Source organism: Arachidicoccus ginsenosidivorans, assembly GCF_007971385.1.
GTDB lineage: Bacteria > Bacteroidota > Bacteroidia > Chitinophagales > Chitinophagaceae > Arachidicoccus > Arachidicoccus ginsenosidivorans.
The window spans coordinates 5,506,654-5,525,311 of record NZ_CP042434.1 but is presented as its reverse complement, the minus strand read 5'-3'; the positions used below and the strand labels follow the sequence as shown (position 1 = coordinate 5,525,311).

Below are 18,658 nucleotides of genomic sequence, written 5' to 3'. Positions count from 1 at the left end.
GAATATGTCTAGAGTTCGTTTCCAGTATTTAACGCTTATATGTTCCATAGTTTTAATATTTTCTAGTTGTGCAACTAAAAGGAATTTGGTTTATTTCAGCAATTTACCTGATAGCGTATACCAGGAAGCGATAAACAATGCCGTAGAACCTCGTATTCAGCCAGGAGATGCGCTGGCGATAAAGATCACGACTTTGAATGCCGATGCAAATATTTTGTTAAATAGTGGATCTTTACCTTTAAATAACAACAATAATTTAAATGGTGTTAGCACATCTTCTGGGCTACCTGTAGGAGCGAGCCAAAGTGCCACCTTGCCCAATGGGTATATTGTAGACAAAGATGGTAATATTGAATATCCTTTGTTAGGCAAGATCGCGCTAGGGGGGCTGACGATTGAAGCTGCCCGGCAGAAGATTGTAGAACTAGCTGCCCAGACGACTAAGGAGCCCATTGTGAATATTAGCGTGCTAAATTTTAAGGTGACTGTGATAGGAGAGGTGGCGCATCCGGGTTCTTTTATCATTAACAACAATAAAGTAAATGTCTTGGAAGCCTTAGGGTTGGCAGGAGATATGACGCCTTATGCCATCAGAAATGATGTCTTGGTGATCAGGGAACGCAATGGAATTCGTTCTATAGATCATTTAAATTTAAATGATCGTAAAGTATTGAACTCTCCCTATTATAATTTGGAGCAAAATGATGTTGTCTATGTGCAACCAGAAAATAAATTGAAAGCGGCGCAGGCCGATACGCGTTATATCCGTTTGATTCCTATTATTACTGCAACGATTTCAGCGTTAGCTATTGTATTATCGCGTGTACTTTAATTTTATTAAAAGACAATCTCTGCATTAGACCTTATTTTACGTATATGAATGAACAAAGTTTTTCCGCCCAACCAGAATCCAGTTTTGATCTCAAGGCTGAGATTGGCAAATATACACGGAACTGGTACTGGTTTTTAGCTGGTATCATTGTGTGTTTGGCCTTGGCTTTTATTTACCTACGCTATGCAACGCCTATGTACCAGGTAAGTACAGAATTGTTGATTAGAGATGATAAAAAGGGTCCAGATATGGGTACATCCGGTGGGGCTGCAAGTGCTTTTGCAGACCTGGATATCTTTAAATCACATCAAAACATTGATAATGAGCTGGAAGTGCTTAAAAGTAAAAGTTTGTTACAGCGAACTTTTCAGGAAATGCCGCAACTCCAAACCTCAATCTTTATAAAAGGGACCATTAAAACTTCAGAAGTTTACGGAGATGATGCTCCCATAAAGGTAGAAGTCCTAAAGTTAGACTCCTCTGCCTTCCATTTAAAAGAGCTGGTCAACCTGGAATTGAAAAATACCAATAGTTTTGTTTTGACCGATGGATTTGAGACCAAGACTTTTCAGTTCGGGCAACCTGTTGTGCGTCCCTATGGAACTTTTATTATTAATTTAAATAAGCAGGTTGAATTTCACCGTGGTCTGGGGATCGTTTTAGTTTTCCATGATCTTCGCAAATATGCGGATGAAATAAATAGCAAAATGTCCATTGCTGCGGTAAATAAGGATGCGAGTGCCCTTACGATCTCCATGCAAAGTGCGGTCCCTAATAAAGGGATTGATATTATCAATAAACTGGTTAAAGTATATAATAAGGAAGCGATCAATGATAAAAACCAGATAGCCAGCAATACCATAGCTTTTATAGATAACCGCTTAGTAGGCCTAGTTGAGGAGCTAAGTGGTGTCGAAAAGAAAGTGGCGACCTTTAAGGAAAATAATCAAATCACGGATGTATCTGCTGATATTCAACAATATTTTGACCAGGCTTCAGATCTGTATAAGCAATCCGAAGCGTCAAAGCTGCAGTTAGAAGTGCTTCAATCGATCCAGAAGTATATAAATGCACCTGGTAATGAATATACTTTGGTACCCAGTTCTCTAGGTATCGAAGATCCTACTTTAAATGGGCTTGTCGCGAAATTTAATGAGTTGCAGCTAAAGCGTAAACAATTATTATTGAGTGTTGAACCAAGTAACATTCTAGTTAAGGGGATAGATTCAGATATTTTGAATGTGCGTAATAGTATCAAAGAGAATTTGAACAACTTGGAGCAAAGTATGAAGATGGCCAAAGCTAATTTGAGCCAGAATTATGCCCAGTTCCAGTCCCGAATACAAAATACCCCTGAGGTTGAGCGCCAATTACTTGAGATTAAACGCCAGCAAGGCATTAAAGAAGGGTTGTATAGCTATTTGCTCCAAAAGAAGGAGGAAGCGCAATTATCACTAGCCGCAACGATTGCTAATTCCCGTACGATCCAGGATACTATGTCTTCTGATAAGCCAGTGAGCCCTAAAAAAATGCTGGTTTATCTGGCCGCGGCTATTTTAGGGGTATTAATACCGTTTGGGGGTATTTATGCTAAGGATCTATTAGATGACAAAGTACGCCTACAGAAGGATATCACCGACAAGACAGATACACCAATATTAGGGGAAATTGCTCACTCAGATGACAGCAACCAGGAACATAGCCTAGTTATCAAGGATAAGGCGAGGACACCGGTGGCAGAAATGTTCCGGCTCATGCGCAGTAATTTGCAGTTTGCCTCTATCGATACCCAAAATCAGGTGATATTGACAACCTCCAGTATGAGTGGAGAAGGGAAAACCTTTTTCTGTACCAACCTGGGCGCCAGTATCGCATTAACTGGTAAAAAGGTGGTTATATTAGAATTTGACATTCGCAAGCCAAAGCTATTAAAAGGCTTAAATATGACCTCCAATAAGGGTATAACCAACTATGTTATTGATAAGAGTTTGACTTCTAAGGATTTAGTTGTACCGGTAGATGAAGTGGATAACTTATATGTAATTGGTGCTGGTCCCATACCACCGAATCCTGCAGAGTTAATACTGAGTCCGAGGATAAAGACCTTATTGGAGGAGTTAAGGACTAGTTTTGATTATGTTATCTTGGACACCTCTCCAATTGGGCAGGTAGCCGATGCCTTCTCTTTAAATCAGTTGGTCGACAGTTGTTTATATGTGGTTCGCTACAATTATACCTTTAAGGAGCAGATGCATATTATTAATGACATTTATATTAATAAGAAACTTAATCATATTATGGTTGTATTAAATGATGCCAAGAAGAAAAACACCTATGGGTATGGTTATGGATATGGGTATGGTTACGGCTATGGAGAGCATATTAAAAAGGGATTCTGGAAAAAGCTGAAAAGTTGATTTTCGAAAAGAACATAATCAAAAATTAAATAGAAAATAGATAAATAATGCAATCAATATTAATTACAGGGGGAGCCGGTTTTATTGGCTCCAATTTGGTGGAACATTTTTTAAATAAGGGATGTAGTGTTCGTGTTTTAGATAATTTCTCTACAGGCCATCGACATAATATTGAATTATATATGTCAAATGAATCGTTTGAATTAATTGAAGGTGATATAAGAGATCTGGAGACATGCCATAATGCATGTAAAAATGTGGATTTTGTATTGCACGAAGCTGCTTTAGGATCTGTTCCAAGATCAATAAATGACCCTATTACAACAAATGAAGTGAATATTTCTGGGTTTTTAAATATGTTAGTAGCAGCTAGGGATGCGAAAGTGAAAAGATTTGTTTATGCAGCGTCCTCCTCAACTTATGGTGACTCCCAAGGCTTACCTAAGGTTGAAGAAATAATAGGCAATCCACTGTCTCCATATGCTATTACTAAGTACGTAAACGAATTATATGCTGGTATTTTCAGTAAAACATATGGTTTAGAGACGATTGGATTGAGGTATTTTAATGTTTTTGGTAGGAGGCAAGATCCTAATGGAGCTTACGCTGCTGTTATACCAAAATTTGTAATGCAATTAATGGCTCATGAAAGCCCCATTATTAATGGAGATGGAAATTATTCAAGAGATTTTACTTACATCGATAATGTGATACAAATGAATGAATTAGCGATTTCTGTTGTTGATAATAATGATGCAGTTAATACTGTTTACAATACGGCTGTTGGTGACCGAACAACATTGAATGATTTAGTTGGTTATTTAAAAGATTTTTTATCCAGCTATGATGATAAAATAGGCAATGTGGAAATAAAATACGGCCCTAATCGCAATGGAGATATTCCTCATTCTCTGGCAAGCATAGAAAAGGCTAAGAGTCTCTTGGGGTACCAACCCTCACAGCAATTCAGAGTCAAATTTCTTTTTACTGGTAGCGTAGCTTTCAGAGGTCGGTAAAAATATTTTTCGCACTAATTTTATTTTGTTTCTTTGTATGGTCAGCAAATCGCAATGGCAGGGCTAGGCGTGTAAATTATGCATTAAAATAAATATTATATAATAGACACAGCATCGCCTAGGCGATGCCTCAATATTCTCCATAATTTTTATTGTTTATCAACATTCAGTTGACAGCCCGTTCCCTAGACGGGCCTTTTTTTACGTTAAGAGCTGCTACAAATATACAATATATATAAATTATAAACAAATAATAATCATTTAATTACAATTTTTCTTCACTGTTTTTGGCACTTTTTTTGCATAGGAGAATTTTCAAGATTTAAGCACCGCTGATTTGATTTATCAGCTAAATAAAGTGAGCCATCATTTCTTTCCTGAGTTGTCGGACTGGCTTGGCGAGGTGAAGGACCACCGGATTGATAACTGTTGTAAATATAGCATGTCTAACCTATTGACCCAGGTCATTCACATGTTTCAGGTTCAGGGTTCAACCCGTAATAACATGAACCAACTAAGGAAAGATGGGAGCTATTTTAAGGATAATTTTGAAGCATTACACGGCGACATGCAATTAGCGCACTTTGACACGGTGAACAATGTAATTAAAACAGTAGATGCTGGAGACCTGATATTGGTATTAGGCAAGATGATTAACGCTTTAATCCGATCCAAAGTGATTAATCCGGCAGAAGGTTATTATCATATTGTAATGGATGCTACTGGAGTTGCGAGTTATCACACCCCACCATTGGATGGAGCGCTTTCCAAGAAAAAAAATAATACAACTACTTATTATGCCAGTGTACTAGAAGCTAAAATCATAACGGATAATGGCCTTTGCCTGTCTGTGGCCAGTGAATTACTTAGTAATGAAGGAAAAGGGTTTTATGACAAGCAGGACTGTGAACTGGCTGCCTTCTCCAGGCTCGCAGACCAGTTACACAAACTGTTTCCCCGGCTGCCTATCTGTTTGCATTTAGATGGGCTCTATGCCAATGCAACGGTTATGAAAAAATGCGAGCAATATGGCTGGAAATATATAATTACTCGTAAAGACGGTAACCTTCCAAAACTGGACGAGCAGATTAAGGACACCCTAGAAAAAGTTAGTTTTGTGTACCCGGAAGTGCTGAATCCAGGGCAAAAGGAAGCAAACCTAGGAGATGTTCAATATCTATGGGCTGCTAACCTCCAACACCAAAACCACCAGTTAAACTATATGGAGGGGAGATTCCCAAAGCATAACAGTCAAGCAGTGACCAAGTTCGCCTATATTACCAACCTAAACATTAATTTAGATAGCCCACAGCTTCAATCAATTGTCAGACGTTTTATGTCTTCTGGCCGCAGCAGATGGCTAATAGAAAACAAAGGATTCAATGATCAGAAGAATAACGGGTTCAATATGGAGCACAAATTTGTTCGCAAAAGCATCATGAACCTGTATAAATACTATATACTGCTGCAAATAGCCCATATAATTCATCAATTAACTATAAAGTCAAAGGCGGTGGTTAAGCTTGTCAAACAGTCAAAGGTTACCATAAAAATGCTGTGGGACCGGCTTAAATCTGTTTTATTGGAACGGGTCTTATGCAAAGAAACGATCATGCAAAACAGGCAACGGTGCCAAATCCGCCTGGAATAGATAAAGAGGCGGGAGGATAAGCCCATAAACCTTACGAAACCAATTTCTTAACTCCAACTAAAACCAAACCTAAACCTACTAACTACGCTACTAAATTGACTCAGCTTGCTGGGCTGGCGGAGCTATGCCTAGTCTTGGAAATTAGCACAGTAACGGAAATTTTACTTAAATTGACTCTGAATTGCTGAACCCTCACACAATATTGAAACTGGATTAAAAGAAGCTGTAAATTGGTATTGGCAATATTTTAAGTCATAATATATATGTCAAATATAGAAAATTTTAAAAAATTAAAAGAATTTATTTATGCCGATTTATTTAGGTATACAGGTAGGCCCAAATGCACAAAACTTCTTTTAGAATGCTATCTTAGAAAGCCTGGATTTAAGTTTTTATTTTGGATGAGGTGTTGTGCATATTATTCAAAACACAAGTCACCTGTTTTTTATTATTGTAAATGGAGATATTTGCATTATAGTTATAAATTTGGATTACAGATTCCTTATATAACATTTATTGATAAAGGATTTTATATTGGTCATTTTGGAAACATTATTATAAATCAAAGAGCGATAATAGGTAAAAATTGTAATATCTCTCCTGGGGTGGTTATAGGCCAAAGTAACAGAGGTGTGAAGTTAGGTGTGCCAACACTAAAAGAGAACGTATATGTTGGCCCTGGTGCGAAGCTATTTGGTGAAATAACAATAGGAGAAAATGTTGCAATTGGCGCTAATGCTGTAGTTGTAAAAGATGTGCCCGATTGTGGAGTTGTTGTGGGAGTACCCGCAAAGGTAGTTTCTTTTTTGGGTTCGTTTGAATATATTAATAAAAAAATTTAATTTTATATGAAAATTGTAGTGATTGGTTTAGGTTATGTTGGTTTGCCATTAGCGAGGTTATTTGCGACTAAATACTCGGTGGTAGGGTATGACATTAATGTTAATAGGGTAAGAGCTTTAAATGAAGGAAGGGATGATACTCTTGAAATTGAGAAAGAAGCTCTTTCAAATGTACTGTCTAAGGTCAACCCATTTGAATCGAACCGTAATGGATTATACTGCACAACCGAAATTAACGAAATTGAAAACGGAGAAATTTATGTGGTAACTGTCCCTACGCCAGTAGATAAAAATAATCGGCCTGATTTAACGCCATTGTGGAAAGCTAGTGAGACAGTTGGGAAGGTTCTTAAGAAAGGCAATATTGTTATATATGAATCTACAGTTTACCCAGGTGTGACGGAAGAAGAATGTGTTCCAGTACTTGAAAGAATTTCAGGTTTGAAATTTAACAATGACTTTTTTGCAGGTTATTCACCTGAGCGAATTAATCCAGGTGATAAAACACATACGGTTGAAAATATAAAGAAAATTACCTCTGGAAGCACTCAGGAAATTGGAATAGTAGTAGACAATTTGTACAAATCTGTAATTACAGCGGGGACTCACATGGCTCCTAATATTAAAGTTGCAGAGGCTGCGAAAGTAATTGAAAATTCTCAGCGTGATATTAATATTGCTTTTGTAAACGAATTGTCAAAAATATTTAATTTGATGAATATTTCGACTCAAGATGTATTAGCTGCCGCTGGGACTAAATGGAATTTTTTGCCATTTAAACCGGGATTAGTGGGGGACATTGCATTGGTGTTGATCCGTATTATCTTGCACAAAAGGCACAAGAATTTGGGTACCACCCTGAAATTATCCTCTCTGGTAGGCGTATAAATGATAGTATGGGAGAGTATATTGCCAACGAGTTTGTTCGCTTATTAATTAAAAATGAAATTTTGGTGAAAAATTGTCGAGTACTTATTCTGGGAATAACGTTTAAAGAGGATTGCCCTGATGTAAGAAACACTAAGGTAGTTGACATTTTAAAATGCTTAAGTACTTTTGGGGTAGATTTGACTATTTTTGATCCATGGGCAGATCCAAAAGAAGTTAAGCGTGAATATAATATTGATTCAGAGAATTCAATAAATAAAATTGATGCGAATTATGATGGGATTATTCTAGCGGTTGCACATGCTGATTTTCATAATTTGGATTTTGGTACGCTTCTTAAAGAGAATGGTGTATTATATGACGTTAAGGGATTATTGAATAATAATAATTTAGTTTCTGGGATGCTATAGTTTTAAATTTATATTGTGAGCTTAAAAAAGAAAGCTATTAATGGAATTGCTTGGACATTTGGACAACAAGTCAGTGTTCAAGCAATTAATTTTTTAATTCAAATTGTATTAGCAAGGATATTGGTGCCCGAAATGTTTGGCATTATTGCCTTGTTGCAGGTTTTTATTGCTGTTGGCAATTCTCTTTTAGATGGCGGGATGACTTCTTCATTAATTAGGACGAAATCACCGACGCAGTCGGATTATTCAACTGTATTTATAATGAATTTGGCCTTTAGCGTTGCTATTTATATAATTGTATTTTGCATCTCACCGCTGGTTGCGAAATTCTATCATCAAAACATTTTAAAATCGATAATAAGAATCTATACCTTGGGATTTATTATCCAGGCTCTTGTTGCTGTCCAAACGACGAAATTGACTGTTGAATTAAATTTTAAATTACAAATGTTGATGGAATTACCTGCCATAATTATTGGTGGTATTGTAGGAGTCGTTTTAGCTGAATTTGGATATGGCGTCTGGAGCTTAGTTTATCTTTACCTTATAAGGACTTCCGTTTTTATGCTTTTGCATTGGTTTTGGTCCAATTGGAGACCTAATTTGAGTGCGTTTAAATTTGAAAGGTTTAAATTTCACTTTCATTTTGGTTATAAATTGACATTATCAAGTTTAATTACTAATATTTATTTAAATATCTACCCACTTATTATCGGTAAATATTTTACAATAACACAATTGGGGTATTATCAGCAGGCGAATAGTATTAGTTATTTCCCTGTTTCAAATTTTTCGGCTGCGTTATCAAAGGTCACATTCCCTCTATTTACATCAATTAATGAAGACTTAATAAAAGTTAGGCAATTATTTCTAAAATTTTCTATGCTAACTTTTTTCATTACTTGTCCGATTATGTTTATACTCTCCTTAAATAGCCAAATGTTGTTTCGTGTTGTATTGACTGATAAATGGGCGCAATCTGCTCCTTATTTTAAATTTCTTTCATTAGGGTATATTTTTTATCCATTTAGTTTATTTTCTATGAGTATTCTGCTTTCGAAAGGTAGAAGTGATTTACACTTTAAAGCCGAAGTAATTAAAAAAACTATTTCTTTGATTATGGTGATAGGCCTTGTAGTTGCGTATAGGAATATGTGGGCAATTATAATTGGGGCAATTTTTAGTTTATTATTGTTTTCTTTTGTGAATTCGGTATTTTGTTGTCGCTTAATTAATTTATCACTTTTGAAATTATTTAAGTCTATACTTCCACCATTTTTATATTGTATTATTGCGTATTTCATTGTTCAGTATGGTTTAGATTATTTAAGTGTTAGATATTTAATTTTAGGAATTATAGTAAATAGTTTGAGTTTTTTAATTATTTATTTTATTTTATGTTATATTTTTAAAAATAAGAGCCTTGAATATTGTGTAATACAAATAAAATCTTTTATAAAAAATAAGAAATGAATAATGTAATCAACTTGACTATTTCAGGGGATCTTGTTCCTAATGGTAGACTGCTTAAGGCAGATGATTTTGAATCTCTTGCAAATATTGTATTTGCTCAAATTGATCCATTTTTGATTGGTAATGATTTGAACATTGTAAATTTAGAATGTCCATTAACGGAATCTAATAAATCGATAGTAAAAACAGGTCCATTATTGAAAGCACCATTAAGTGCAATCAATTTATTGAAGAATAGATTTAATTTGGTGACTCTTGCTAATAATCATATTTTAGATTACGGTATAGATGGACTACAGGATACAATTAATATGTGCGAAAATCATAATATTGAATTTGTAGGAGCAGGGGTCCAATGTCCGGAAAATATTTTTTATTTTGAAAAAAATGGATTTAAACTGGGTATTATTAATATATGTGAAAATGAGTTTTCGACTGTGGAAGGTGGCAAAGTTGGAGCCAATGGTTTAGATTTAATTCGTAATACGAGGTTGATCAATGAGGCTAAAGATAAGGCTGATTTTTTAATACTAATTTTTCATGGAGGGAATGAATATTTTGAATATCCTAATCCGAGAATGGTTGATAATTGTAGATTTTTTATTGAACAAGGAGTAGATTTAATTGTTTGTCATCATCAGCATTGCTTTAGTGGATTTGAAAAGTATTGCAATGGTATGATATTTTATGGTATTGGCAATTTTTTGTTCGATAATGCAAATAAGCGTGAACAAGAATGGAATTATGGTTATTCTCTTAAAGTAGGAATAAAAAATGATAAATCTTTTGATTTTGAGATTATTCCTTTCAATCAATGTGATAAAGCAGCTATTATAAAATTATTAGATGATACAGAGTTGGCTAACTTTAATTTAAAATTGACTGAATTGAATAATGTTATTAAGGATACTGTATTGCTTAAACAAAAATGGCTTTGTTTTGTTAAATCTAAAACTAGGTTATATACGGATTTTTTGGTTATGCCTTATAATCCATTTTTATATTCGTTGAAGAATAAATTTAAGATTAAAATTGGAATTGGTAAAATGAAGAGATTGTTATTGAAAAATTTAATTCGATGTGAAAGTCACAGAGATGTTTTATTGGAAATTTTAAAAAAGCATTAATTATGAAAATTGCAATTCACCATAATATTGGTAGTTTTAGCGATAGGTGGATCGAGTATTGTATTGCTCATAATATTGAATTTGTAATTATTGACGCTTATTCGTCGAATATTATTAAAGAATTGGAGGATTTTGATTATTTTTTATGGCATTGGACACACACGGATTACAGGGATCTACTTTTTGCTCGACAATTGATTCAGAGTTTGGAACAAAATGGTGTCAAAGTATTTCCTAATGTTAAAACCTGTTGGCATTTTGATGATAAAGTAGGCCAAAAGTATTTGCTAGAAGCCTTGGGGGTTCCATTGATTAGATCATATGTATTTTATACAAAAGATTCAGCTAAAAGTTGGGTTAATAGTACAATCTTTCCTAAGGTATTTAAATTGAGAGGTGGCGCTGGTTCCGTAAATGTGAAATTAGTTGAGTCGCGAAGGGAAGCAAATAATTTAATTAAGATTGCTTTTGGCAAAGGTTTTACTTCAAAAAATTTAAAATCAAGGATAAAGGATGCACTTATTAAATTTAATAAAGATAAATCGCTTAAAAATTTTGGTCGAATTGTTTTTCGTCTTAAAGAATTAATTGTTCCGAATCTGTTAAATAAAATGGGTCCTAGACAGAAAGGATATATTTATTTTCAAGATTTTATTAAAAATAATAATTTTGATATTAGAATTGTTGTTATTGGGGATAAATGTTTTGGATTAAAAAGGTTGACTAGAGATGGCGATTTTAGGGCTTCTGGAAGTGGTAAAATTATTTACGACCATTCCTTAATAGATATTAATGCAATAAAGGTTGCGTTTGAAACAACAAGTAAACTTGATGTTCAATGTTGTGCATTTGATTTCGTTTTTGACGAAGATAATCAACCATTAATAATTGAAATTAGTTTTGGATTTTCACCTTATTCGTATGATAGTTGTGATGGTTATTGGGATAGTTCTCTTAAATGGTATAATTCCAAATTTAATCCACAATTTTGGATGATAGAAAATTTGATTAATATTTAACTTTAATTTGGTTTGAATAATGCAAAATCCCAAAAAACGTCTTATTGAATTAGATGCGCTAAGAGGACTAGCGGCTAGTATGGTTGTTATTTTTCATTATACATTTCAGTTCGATAAAGTGTTCCAATCTGATTTGATGAAATCAATCGAATTCGATGTAGGTAAATATGGTGTACAATTGTTTTTTATTATTAGTGGATTTGTTATTTTATGACTGTTGAAAAGGTTAAGAATGGAGGGGATTTTGTTTTTAAGCGATTTATTCGATTGTTCCCAACTTTTTGGTTATGTTTAATTATTAGTTTTATTTTTCTTCAAGTTTAAATATTGAACCTTTTAAGCGTACATTTGTTGAGTTTTTGATTAATTTTACAATGATTCCGTCTTTATTTCATGTCAGATTGGTTGATGGAGTATATTGGTCTTTATTTCCTGAACTTGTATTTTATTGCATTATTTATTTCATACTTGTTTCTAATAAAATTAAGAATATTAAATTTTGTTATTTGTTTGGGTTATTTTAAATTTTTTAATTCATTTCTTTTTTAGGTTCACGTTTTTAAATACCATTTTAATAGTAGATTATGGTTATTTATTTATTTCAGGAATATGCTTTTTTAAGTTGTGGAAGAGGGAAAATGCCAAATCTTATTTTTTTGTTTTATTTTTGTGTTTGCTTCAATGTGTAATTTTAAAAGTGAATCAGAGTCTTTTATTACTGTTTTTTATTTTTTTCTATTTTATTTAGTAATAAAAGAAAAATGATTTTCTTTCTAAATGGAAAATAATTTGTTTTTTAGGATATATTTCCTATCCGTTATATTTGTTGCATCAGGTTATTGGACTGTCAATTATTTTCTATTTAAATAAATATTTCAATATTAATAATGTTTATATTTTAGTAATAATACCCTTTGTAATTTCAATTATTTTGGCTTGGATAATTACAAAATATTTTGAAGGTTTATTTGTTTCAAAACTTAAAAATAGTCTTGTGGGCTTGTCGGCATTTATGGCAAGATTTAATTATTTAAAAAAATATGAATAGAAAATAAGTTTTAGCCCCGGCTGGTTTGTTTTTGTACTTTCTCCGCTATTGTCGATACCTTTTATTTTGAAGGACGTATACGATAGGCGAAGGGGCTCTATTCTTTTATTTTCATTATTATTTGGAGTATTTTGTTATTTATATTTACCAGATTTATCGCAAGATGCTGCTAGAAGATATTTATTATATGACGATTTTAAGAATTTAGATATTGATGGTTTTGTTTTTGGATACCTTTCTAATAGGAGCGATTTTTTGTTTTATGTTTTGATTTATATTTTTGCTTTTTTGAACATAAAATTTCAATTTCTCCTTTTATTTGGGATTTTTTAATGTTTATGTTCCGCTATTCTTATTCGATAAAATTATTGGAAATCGAAAAATTAGTAAGTCTAAATATTTTTCTTCTTTTATACTGGTTGTATTATCATTATCGTATGTTTTTATTTTTTCTGCGGTACGAAATACAGTAGGACTTTCATTTGTTTTGTTGGGATATTATTATCTTAGCATGCATAAGAGGAAGGCCTTGGCCTATTTTTTGTTTGTTTTAGGTATTTTTACCCATTTTAGTTGTGCGCTTTATTTGCCTATTTTTCTTTTGGAAATATTATAAATAGAAAAGTTTTGATATTCTTATTTATATTATTGGCCGTTGTTAGCACAGTGATACCTAGTTCTTTTATTCAAGATATTTTTAAAGGAATTGATACCTCTTCCGAAATTTATAATAATAAAATCGATTCATATTCTAGTACAGAAATTGGAATGGGGAAGTCGATTACAAGTTTTACTATAATTGCGCGTTATTTAATGGATACTTGGTTTTATATGAGTTTTGTTTATGTTTATGCTACTTTTAATAAAGAACGAAAAAATAAATTGTTAATTAAATCTTTTTTCTTGTTTTGTCTCCCAGTAATTGCAGTCATTGTTTTTCCTGAGGTTGCTATAAGATTTAAGTTATTATTGAAATTTGTTTTTATCTATTTATTGATTGACGATTCATTTTATTTTGATAACGTTTATTGGAGAAATTTGTTTATTATTTTACTAGTATTAGATCCTCTATATGATGTGTTGCGGCTCTTAACAGATAGTTTATTTATGGGTTCTTTCATCTTGATAATATTTCTTTAATTGGAATTTTAAATCATACATATAGTTACAAGGACATGTTGCCTATAAAATAATATGAAACATAAAATAACTTTTATACTTCCTTCTTTAAGGCGTGGTGGTGCTGAAAGAGTAGTCTCTTTTGTGGTAAATAATTTGGATCAAAGACTTTTTGACGTTTTTTTAATTGTAATTGAAAAAGAAAATTCTTATGATTTTAAAATAGATGATTCGATTAAATGTGTACATCTCGGGAAAAAAAGTACTTTTTCAAGTATAATTCCTATTTTAAAGTTGATTAAGAGATTTAGAAGTGATACAATATTTACATCAATTGTTCAGTTGAATATTTTGAATGGATTGTTTTCAATTTTTACTTTTAGGAAGTGCAAGTTTATTGCAAGAGAAGCGAGTATTTCTTCACAACTTATAATGCATCGGTCTTTTAAAGAAAAGTTATTAAACAAAGCTGTTTCCTTTTTTTATAATAAACTTGATTTTATTATTTGCCAATCATTTGATATGAAATTGGATTTGTTAAATATAATGAGGGTTAGAGAGGAATCATTGGTTTTAATTAGCAATCCTATTACAAAGATTAGAATTCGATATAATCCTCCTAAAGGTGAAGTTAGACATCTAATTACTGTGGGCAGGTTAAGTAAAGAAAAAGGTTACGATAGACTTCTGGAGATTATTAGCCATTTTGATTTTGATTTTAAATATACGATTGTTGGAACTGGGCCACTTGAAGAAAATCTTCGCCAATTGATCTATAATTATAAGCTTGAAGAGAAAGTAGAATTTGTTAATTTTATTGATGATACATATTCACTATTGAAGGATTCGGATTTGTTTTTACAAGGATCCTTTGTAGAAGGTTTTCCAAATGCATTATTAGAGGCTATTTCTTTAGGTGTCCCAGCTGTTGCTTTTGATGCACCTGGTGGAACGAGAGAAATTTTGAGAGACGGATTTAATGGATTTTTAGTTACTAATAAAATTGAATTTATATCCAAAGTAAAGGAGGCTTTATTTTCGGCTAATTTTGACTCTCGGACAATTAGTGATGATGCATTTAATAGATATTCTGGTAAAAATATTGTATCTAAATATCAAAATTTATTTTTGAAAAAATGAGAATATTATATGTGATTAATTCTTTGGAAGTTGGTGGTGCAGAAAAATTGACCTTAGATTTAATTTTGGGAATGAATAAGAAATTTGAGGTTCGTGTTTTCTTGCTTAAATCAAATTCATCCTATTTGTTAGATGAATTGAAAGCGGCTAATATTGAAGTTTTTTATTTTTTTAAAGGTTTTTTAAAATTTTTGATAGTGTTTATCGATTATTTAAAGCTTTAAGTTATGCTGATATTGTTCATGTACATCTCTTTCCGTCTTTGTACATAGTTGCAATTGTTAAGTTATTGTTTAGGACGAAAACTAGAATGATATATACAGAACATAGTACTTATAATAAGCGCAGAAAATATTTTTTAACAAGGTTTGTTGATAGAATTGTATATAATCAATTTGATTGCATTGTTTGTATTTCTCAATTGGTTTTGGATAAATTAACTATACATTTATCAAATTCACATGTTAAGTTGTATGTTATTCACAATGGTGTGGATCTTGCTAAAATTAAAGCGTCGAATCCTATTGATTTAGAAGATTTAGGGATTATTAATGACCTTAAATCTAAATATATTTTGCAAGTATCTAGTTTTCGTTATCCTAAAGATCAAGAGACGGTAATTAAGGCTTTGAGAGAATTACCAATTAATGTTAAGCTAATTTTTGTTGGAGATGGGCCTAATGTTATTGAATGTAAAAGGTTAAGTAAAGAATTAAATTTAGATGATAGAATTTATTTTTGGGAATTAGGGACGATATTTTTCGGATTTTGAAAAGTGTAGATATAGTTGTATTATCTAGTTTTTATGAAGGGCTTTCTCTTTCTTCTATTGAGGGAATGGCAAGTGGGAGTCCATTTGTAGCTTCGGATGTTCCAGGTTTGAGAGATATAGTAGAAGGTGGAGGAGTACTTTTTAAATCGAAGGACTATATAAACTTGGCTATGATATTTCATAAATTATTAGAGGACAGATTTTTTATTAATGAAACAATTAATAATTGCTTAATGAAAGCTGAATCTTACAGTTTGGATTTGTGTATTGATAATTACAAATATCTTTATTTAAATATTTCAAAATGAAACTTTATTTGTTTATTTTATTTTATTTTTATTTTGTCAACTTGACATATTCACAAACAGTATGGAATTATAAGATGCCACCTGTGGCTAGTGTTCTTAAATTTAAAAATGATAGAAGTGAGTTTTCTAAAGTAATTTTTAAAGATTTAAAAAATTATAAGAATTTGACTGACTTATTGCCAAAAAATTATGTTAAATCTGGAACGGTTGATTATACTGTTTATTTACAAAAGGGACTTGATCATTTTAATGAGGTAATATTTCCTGATTTCCCAATTTTAATCAATTCTAAAGGGTTATATATAAGTAGCAATTCTAAAATTGTATTTGCTTCTAATTCTAAGATTTTAATGAAAGGGAATTCGAAAGAACTATTTGCTATTTTTAACGTTATTGATAGCAAAAATATAAGTATTTATTTTCCGAATTTAATTGGAGATAAAACAACACATACAGGAAAAAAAGGAGAATGGGGAATGGGTATTATGATCAAAGGAGGGCAGAATATTAATATTTCTATCCCGAAATTGCTAATTCTTGGGGAGATGGAATATATATTTCGGATGGTAATATTTTGAAAACGAATAATGTTTTAATTAAAAGTGCGTATTTGAATAATAATCGTAGAAATGGGATTTCAGTAATTAGTGGTAACGCAGTTATTATTGATCATCCTATTATTTCAAATACTAATGGTGTTGCTCCAATGTGTGGAATTGATATTGAACCGAATAATATTAATTGTAGGATTGAAAATTTAAGAATTATTAATCCTTATACTTATAACAATAAAGGGTATGGTATTTCAATTGGTTTATCTAAGTTGCAAAGTACTAAATTTAAGTCTGTAGGAGTTGAAATTGATAATCATTTAGATGATTTTTCTGAATGTGGATTTTATTTAGGGGGTTATAATTTAAATCTGAATTTATACCTTTGGGAGGGTATATTAAGTTATTAAATCCAGTTTGGAAGGATAATCGATTACCGATCAAATTTCAATGGAATTATGATCTTGGTCCTATTGTGCAAATTATTTCTCCTAAAGTATATACTAATAAGACGTTGAATGATTTTCCATTTTCTGCTAACCAAAATATTTTCAAAAAATATAAAAGTCGAGTCAATTTTATTAAGAATGATTAATTTTCTAATGTTTTGTAATTTAGAATGTATTTTTAATTAGTTTTTATCTTTTTTAATTATTTTGTAATGAGAATAATGTTTATTGTAAACGTAGATAATTTTTTATTTCTCATCGTTTGAATCTGGCTTTGAAGATTAAAAACTGTGGGCATGAGGTATATATATTGACCAAAGATACTGGTCGATTTAATATGTTGAGAGATTTAGGCTTAATACCTTTAAATATTAATTTTGATAGGTCGGGCACCAATTTGTTAAAAGAATTGAACTTAATTAGAAGGATAAGACGCAGTATTTTAAAGTTTCAGCCCGATTTGATTCATAATGTTACTATTAAGCCAGTCATTTATGGAACTATTGCTGCTAGAGGATTATCTACGGTGAAAATCGTTAATGCAATTAGTGGTTTAGGGTATAATTTTATTGATGGGAGAGCAGGGTTTACTCAAAAAATTATATTAAAATTGATGAAGTTTGCATTTAAAAGAAAAGTAAATTTTATATTTCAAAATCCTGATGATTTATCTTTATTTAAATATTTTGGATTTTTGATCGACAATGATTATCGGATTATTAAAGGGGCCGGAGTTGATGAAAATTTGTTTCCGTATAATGATCCTAGTCTCAATGGAAAGTTGACTGTTTTATTTTTAGGCAGGTTATTAAAAGACAAAGGAATTGTTGAATATTTTGAAGCTGCAAAGAAATTACAAGACGAATGGGTGAATAAAGTTAATTTTGTTGCTATGGGTGATGTAGATTTTGAAAATCCTGCTTCTATTAGCATTAAAGAGTTAAATAGTTTTTTGGTTCCTGATTATATTATTTGGCGTCGATTTGAAGAGAATGTTGTTGATTCTTTAATTGAGTCTGATATTGTTTGTCTTCCCTCATATAGAGAGGGACTACCAAAGTCTCTAATAGAAGCAATGGCAGTTGGTCGGCCAATAATTACGACGGATGTTCCTGGATGTCGGGAATGTGTTGAAAATGGCTATAATGGTTTTTTAGTTCCATCGAAAGACATTAATTCTTTATCTATCCAATTATCGAATTTATTAAAAAATGACAAGCTTAGACTTTCGATGGGAGTTAATTCGCGACAAAAAATGATTAATGAATTATCTTTATCTCAAGTAATTCGTGAAACTTTTGATTTTTATTCTTTCATTTTAGGAGTTGATTTGGACCAGCGGATCTGAACTATAACATTTCCGATATAAAATGGTACTTCTCTTTTTTACTCAATTTTACTAATCTCTTTTTTTATACACTCTTTGCTACAGGAGGGCTTATTTTAATTGGTTCATAATTCATTGTAAACATAATTTTAGATTTGCTACCCTTGCTTCTATAATAAAGCAAGTCAACTGTTTGCCGCCAAGACGCGCGACTTAGGTTCTTTACGTGTTGTAAATCGAACCACTGAAAATCTAAAGGAATTAGCCAA

General features: G+C 31.9%; 19 protein-coding genes. All 19 read left to right on the top strand.

Annotated elements, in window-relative coordinates; genetic code table 11:
* Positions 1-85: 85 nt before the first annotated feature.
* The 19 genes from FSB73_RS22120 (at position 86) to FSB73_RS22035 (ending at position 18,410) form a co-directional block, all read left to right on the top strand.
* The gene (locus FSB73_RS22120; RefSeq protein ID WP_225974273.1) at positions 86-832 is read left to right on the top strand and encodes a polysaccharide biosynthesis/export family protein; all 747 of its coding nucleotides are present in this window, start codon (positions 86-88) and stop codon (positions 830-832) included.
* 44 nt (positions 833-876) lie between these two features.
* Positions 877-3,249 carry a GumC family protein gene (locus tag FSB73_RS22115; protein ID WP_146787388.1) on the top strand — a complete coding sequence of 791 codons (2,373 nt, stop codon included), beginning with the start codon at positions 877-879 and terminating at the stop codon, positions 3,247-3,249.
* 47 nt (positions 3,250-3,296) lie between these two features.
* Positions 3,297-4,265 carry an SDR family oxidoreductase gene (locus FSB73_RS22110; protein WP_146787385.1) on the top strand — a complete coding sequence of 323 codons (969 nt, stop codon included), beginning with the start codon at positions 3,297-3,299 and terminating at the stop codon, positions 4,263-4,265.
* 337 nt (positions 4,266-4,602) lie between these two features.
* Complete coding sequence (locus FSB73_RS22105; RefSeq protein WP_146784473.1) at positions 4,603-5,916, top strand: transposase family protein; 1,314 nt, start codon at positions 4,603-4,605, stop codon at positions 5,914-5,916.
* A 263-nt stretch (positions 5,917-6,179) separates the two neighbouring features.
* On the top strand, positions 6,180-6,758 hold the full coding sequence (locus FSB73_RS22100; RefSeq protein ID WP_225974272.1) for a serine acetyltransferase: 579 nt from the start codon (positions 6,180-6,182) through the stop codon (positions 6,756-6,758).
* A gap of 6 nt (positions 6,759-6,764) precedes the next feature.
* The gene (locus FSB73_RS22095) at positions 6,765-7,646 is read left to right on the top strand and encodes a nucleotide sugar dehydrogenase (RefSeq protein ID WP_262712423.1); all 882 of its coding nucleotides are present in this window, start codon (positions 6,765-6,767) and stop codon (positions 7,644-7,646) included.
* The gene (locus tag FSB73_RS25930) at positions 7,544-8,056 is read left to right on the top strand and encodes a UDP binding domain-containing protein (protein WP_317132887.1); all 513 of its coding nucleotides are present in this window, start codon (positions 7,544-7,546) and stop codon (positions 8,054-8,056) included. The genes FSB73_RS22095 and FSB73_RS25930 overlap by 103 nt, the downstream gene beginning before the upstream one ends.
* 15 nt (positions 8,057-8,071) lie before the next feature.
* Positions 8,072-9,529: a lipopolysaccharide biosynthesis protein gene (locus tag FSB73_RS22090; protein WP_158639669.1), complete on the top strand. Its 1,458-nt coding sequence runs from the start codon at positions 8,072-8,074 to the stop codon at positions 9,527-9,529.
* Positions 9,526-10,656, top strand: coding sequence for a CapA family protein (locus FSB73_RS22085; protein WP_146787379.1), 1,131 nt, complete (start codon positions 9,526-9,528; stop codon positions 10,654-10,656). The genes FSB73_RS22090 and FSB73_RS22085 overlap by 4 nt, the downstream gene beginning before the upstream one ends.
* A 2-nt stretch (positions 10,657-10,658) precedes the next feature.
* Positions 10,659-11,675, top strand: coding sequence for an ATP-grasp domain-containing protein (locus tag FSB73_RS22080; protein ID WP_146787376.1), 1,017 nt, complete (start codon positions 10,659-10,661; stop codon positions 11,673-11,675).
* Between the two features lie 19 nt (positions 11,676-11,694).
* The gene (locus tag FSB73_RS27855; RefSeq protein WP_146787373.1) at positions 11,695-11,889 is read left to right on the top strand and encodes an acyltransferase family protein; all 195 of its coding nucleotides are present in this window, start codon (positions 11,695-11,697) and stop codon (positions 11,887-11,889) included.
* Positions 11,890-13,350: 1,461 nt separating this feature from the next.
* Complete coding sequence (locus FSB73_RS22070) at positions 13,351-13,863, top strand: hypothetical protein (protein WP_146787369.1); 513 nt, start codon at positions 13,351-13,353, stop codon at positions 13,861-13,863.
* 54 nt (positions 13,864-13,917) lie between these two features.
* Positions 13,918-14,982 carry a glycosyltransferase gene (locus FSB73_RS22065; protein WP_146787366.1) on the top strand — a complete coding sequence of 355 codons (1,065 nt, stop codon included), beginning with the start codon at positions 13,918-13,920 and terminating at the stop codon, positions 14,980-14,982.
* Complete coding sequence (locus FSB73_RS22060) at positions 14,979-15,206, top strand: hypothetical protein (protein WP_146787363.1); 228 nt, start codon at positions 14,979-14,981, stop codon at positions 15,204-15,206. Before FSB73_RS22065 ends, FSB73_RS22060 begins: the two co-directional genes overlap by 4 nt.
* On the top strand, positions 15,170-15,754 hold the full coding sequence (locus tag FSB73_RS27130) for a glycosyltransferase (protein ID WP_394344862.1): 585 nt from the start codon (positions 15,170-15,172) through the stop codon (positions 15,752-15,754). Before FSB73_RS22060 ends, FSB73_RS27130 begins: the two co-directional genes overlap by 37 nt.
* Entirely contained in the window at positions 15,751-16,062 is a 312-nt protein-coding gene (locus FSB73_RS27125) for a glycosyltransferase (protein ID WP_158639668.1), read from the top strand. The genes FSB73_RS27130 and FSB73_RS27125 overlap by 4 nt, the downstream gene beginning before the upstream one ends.
* Positions 16,059-16,640, top strand: coding sequence for a hypothetical protein (locus FSB73_RS22045; RefSeq protein WP_146787354.1), 582 nt, complete (start codon positions 16,059-16,061; stop codon positions 16,638-16,640). Before FSB73_RS27125 ends, FSB73_RS22045 begins: the two co-directional genes overlap by 4 nt.
* Positions 16,641-16,672: 32 nt before the next feature.
* Positions 16,673-17,023: a hypothetical protein gene (locus FSB73_RS22040; RefSeq protein WP_146787351.1), complete on the top strand. Its 351-nt coding sequence runs from the start codon at positions 16,673-16,675 to the stop codon at positions 17,021-17,023.
* A gap of 301 nt (positions 17,024-17,324) precedes the next feature.
* Complete coding sequence (locus FSB73_RS22035) at positions 17,325-18,410, top strand: glycosyltransferase family 4 protein (protein ID WP_146787349.1); 1,086 nt, start codon at positions 17,325-17,327, stop codon at positions 18,408-18,410.
* The last annotated feature ends 248 nt before the right edge of the window (positions 18,411-18,658 follow it).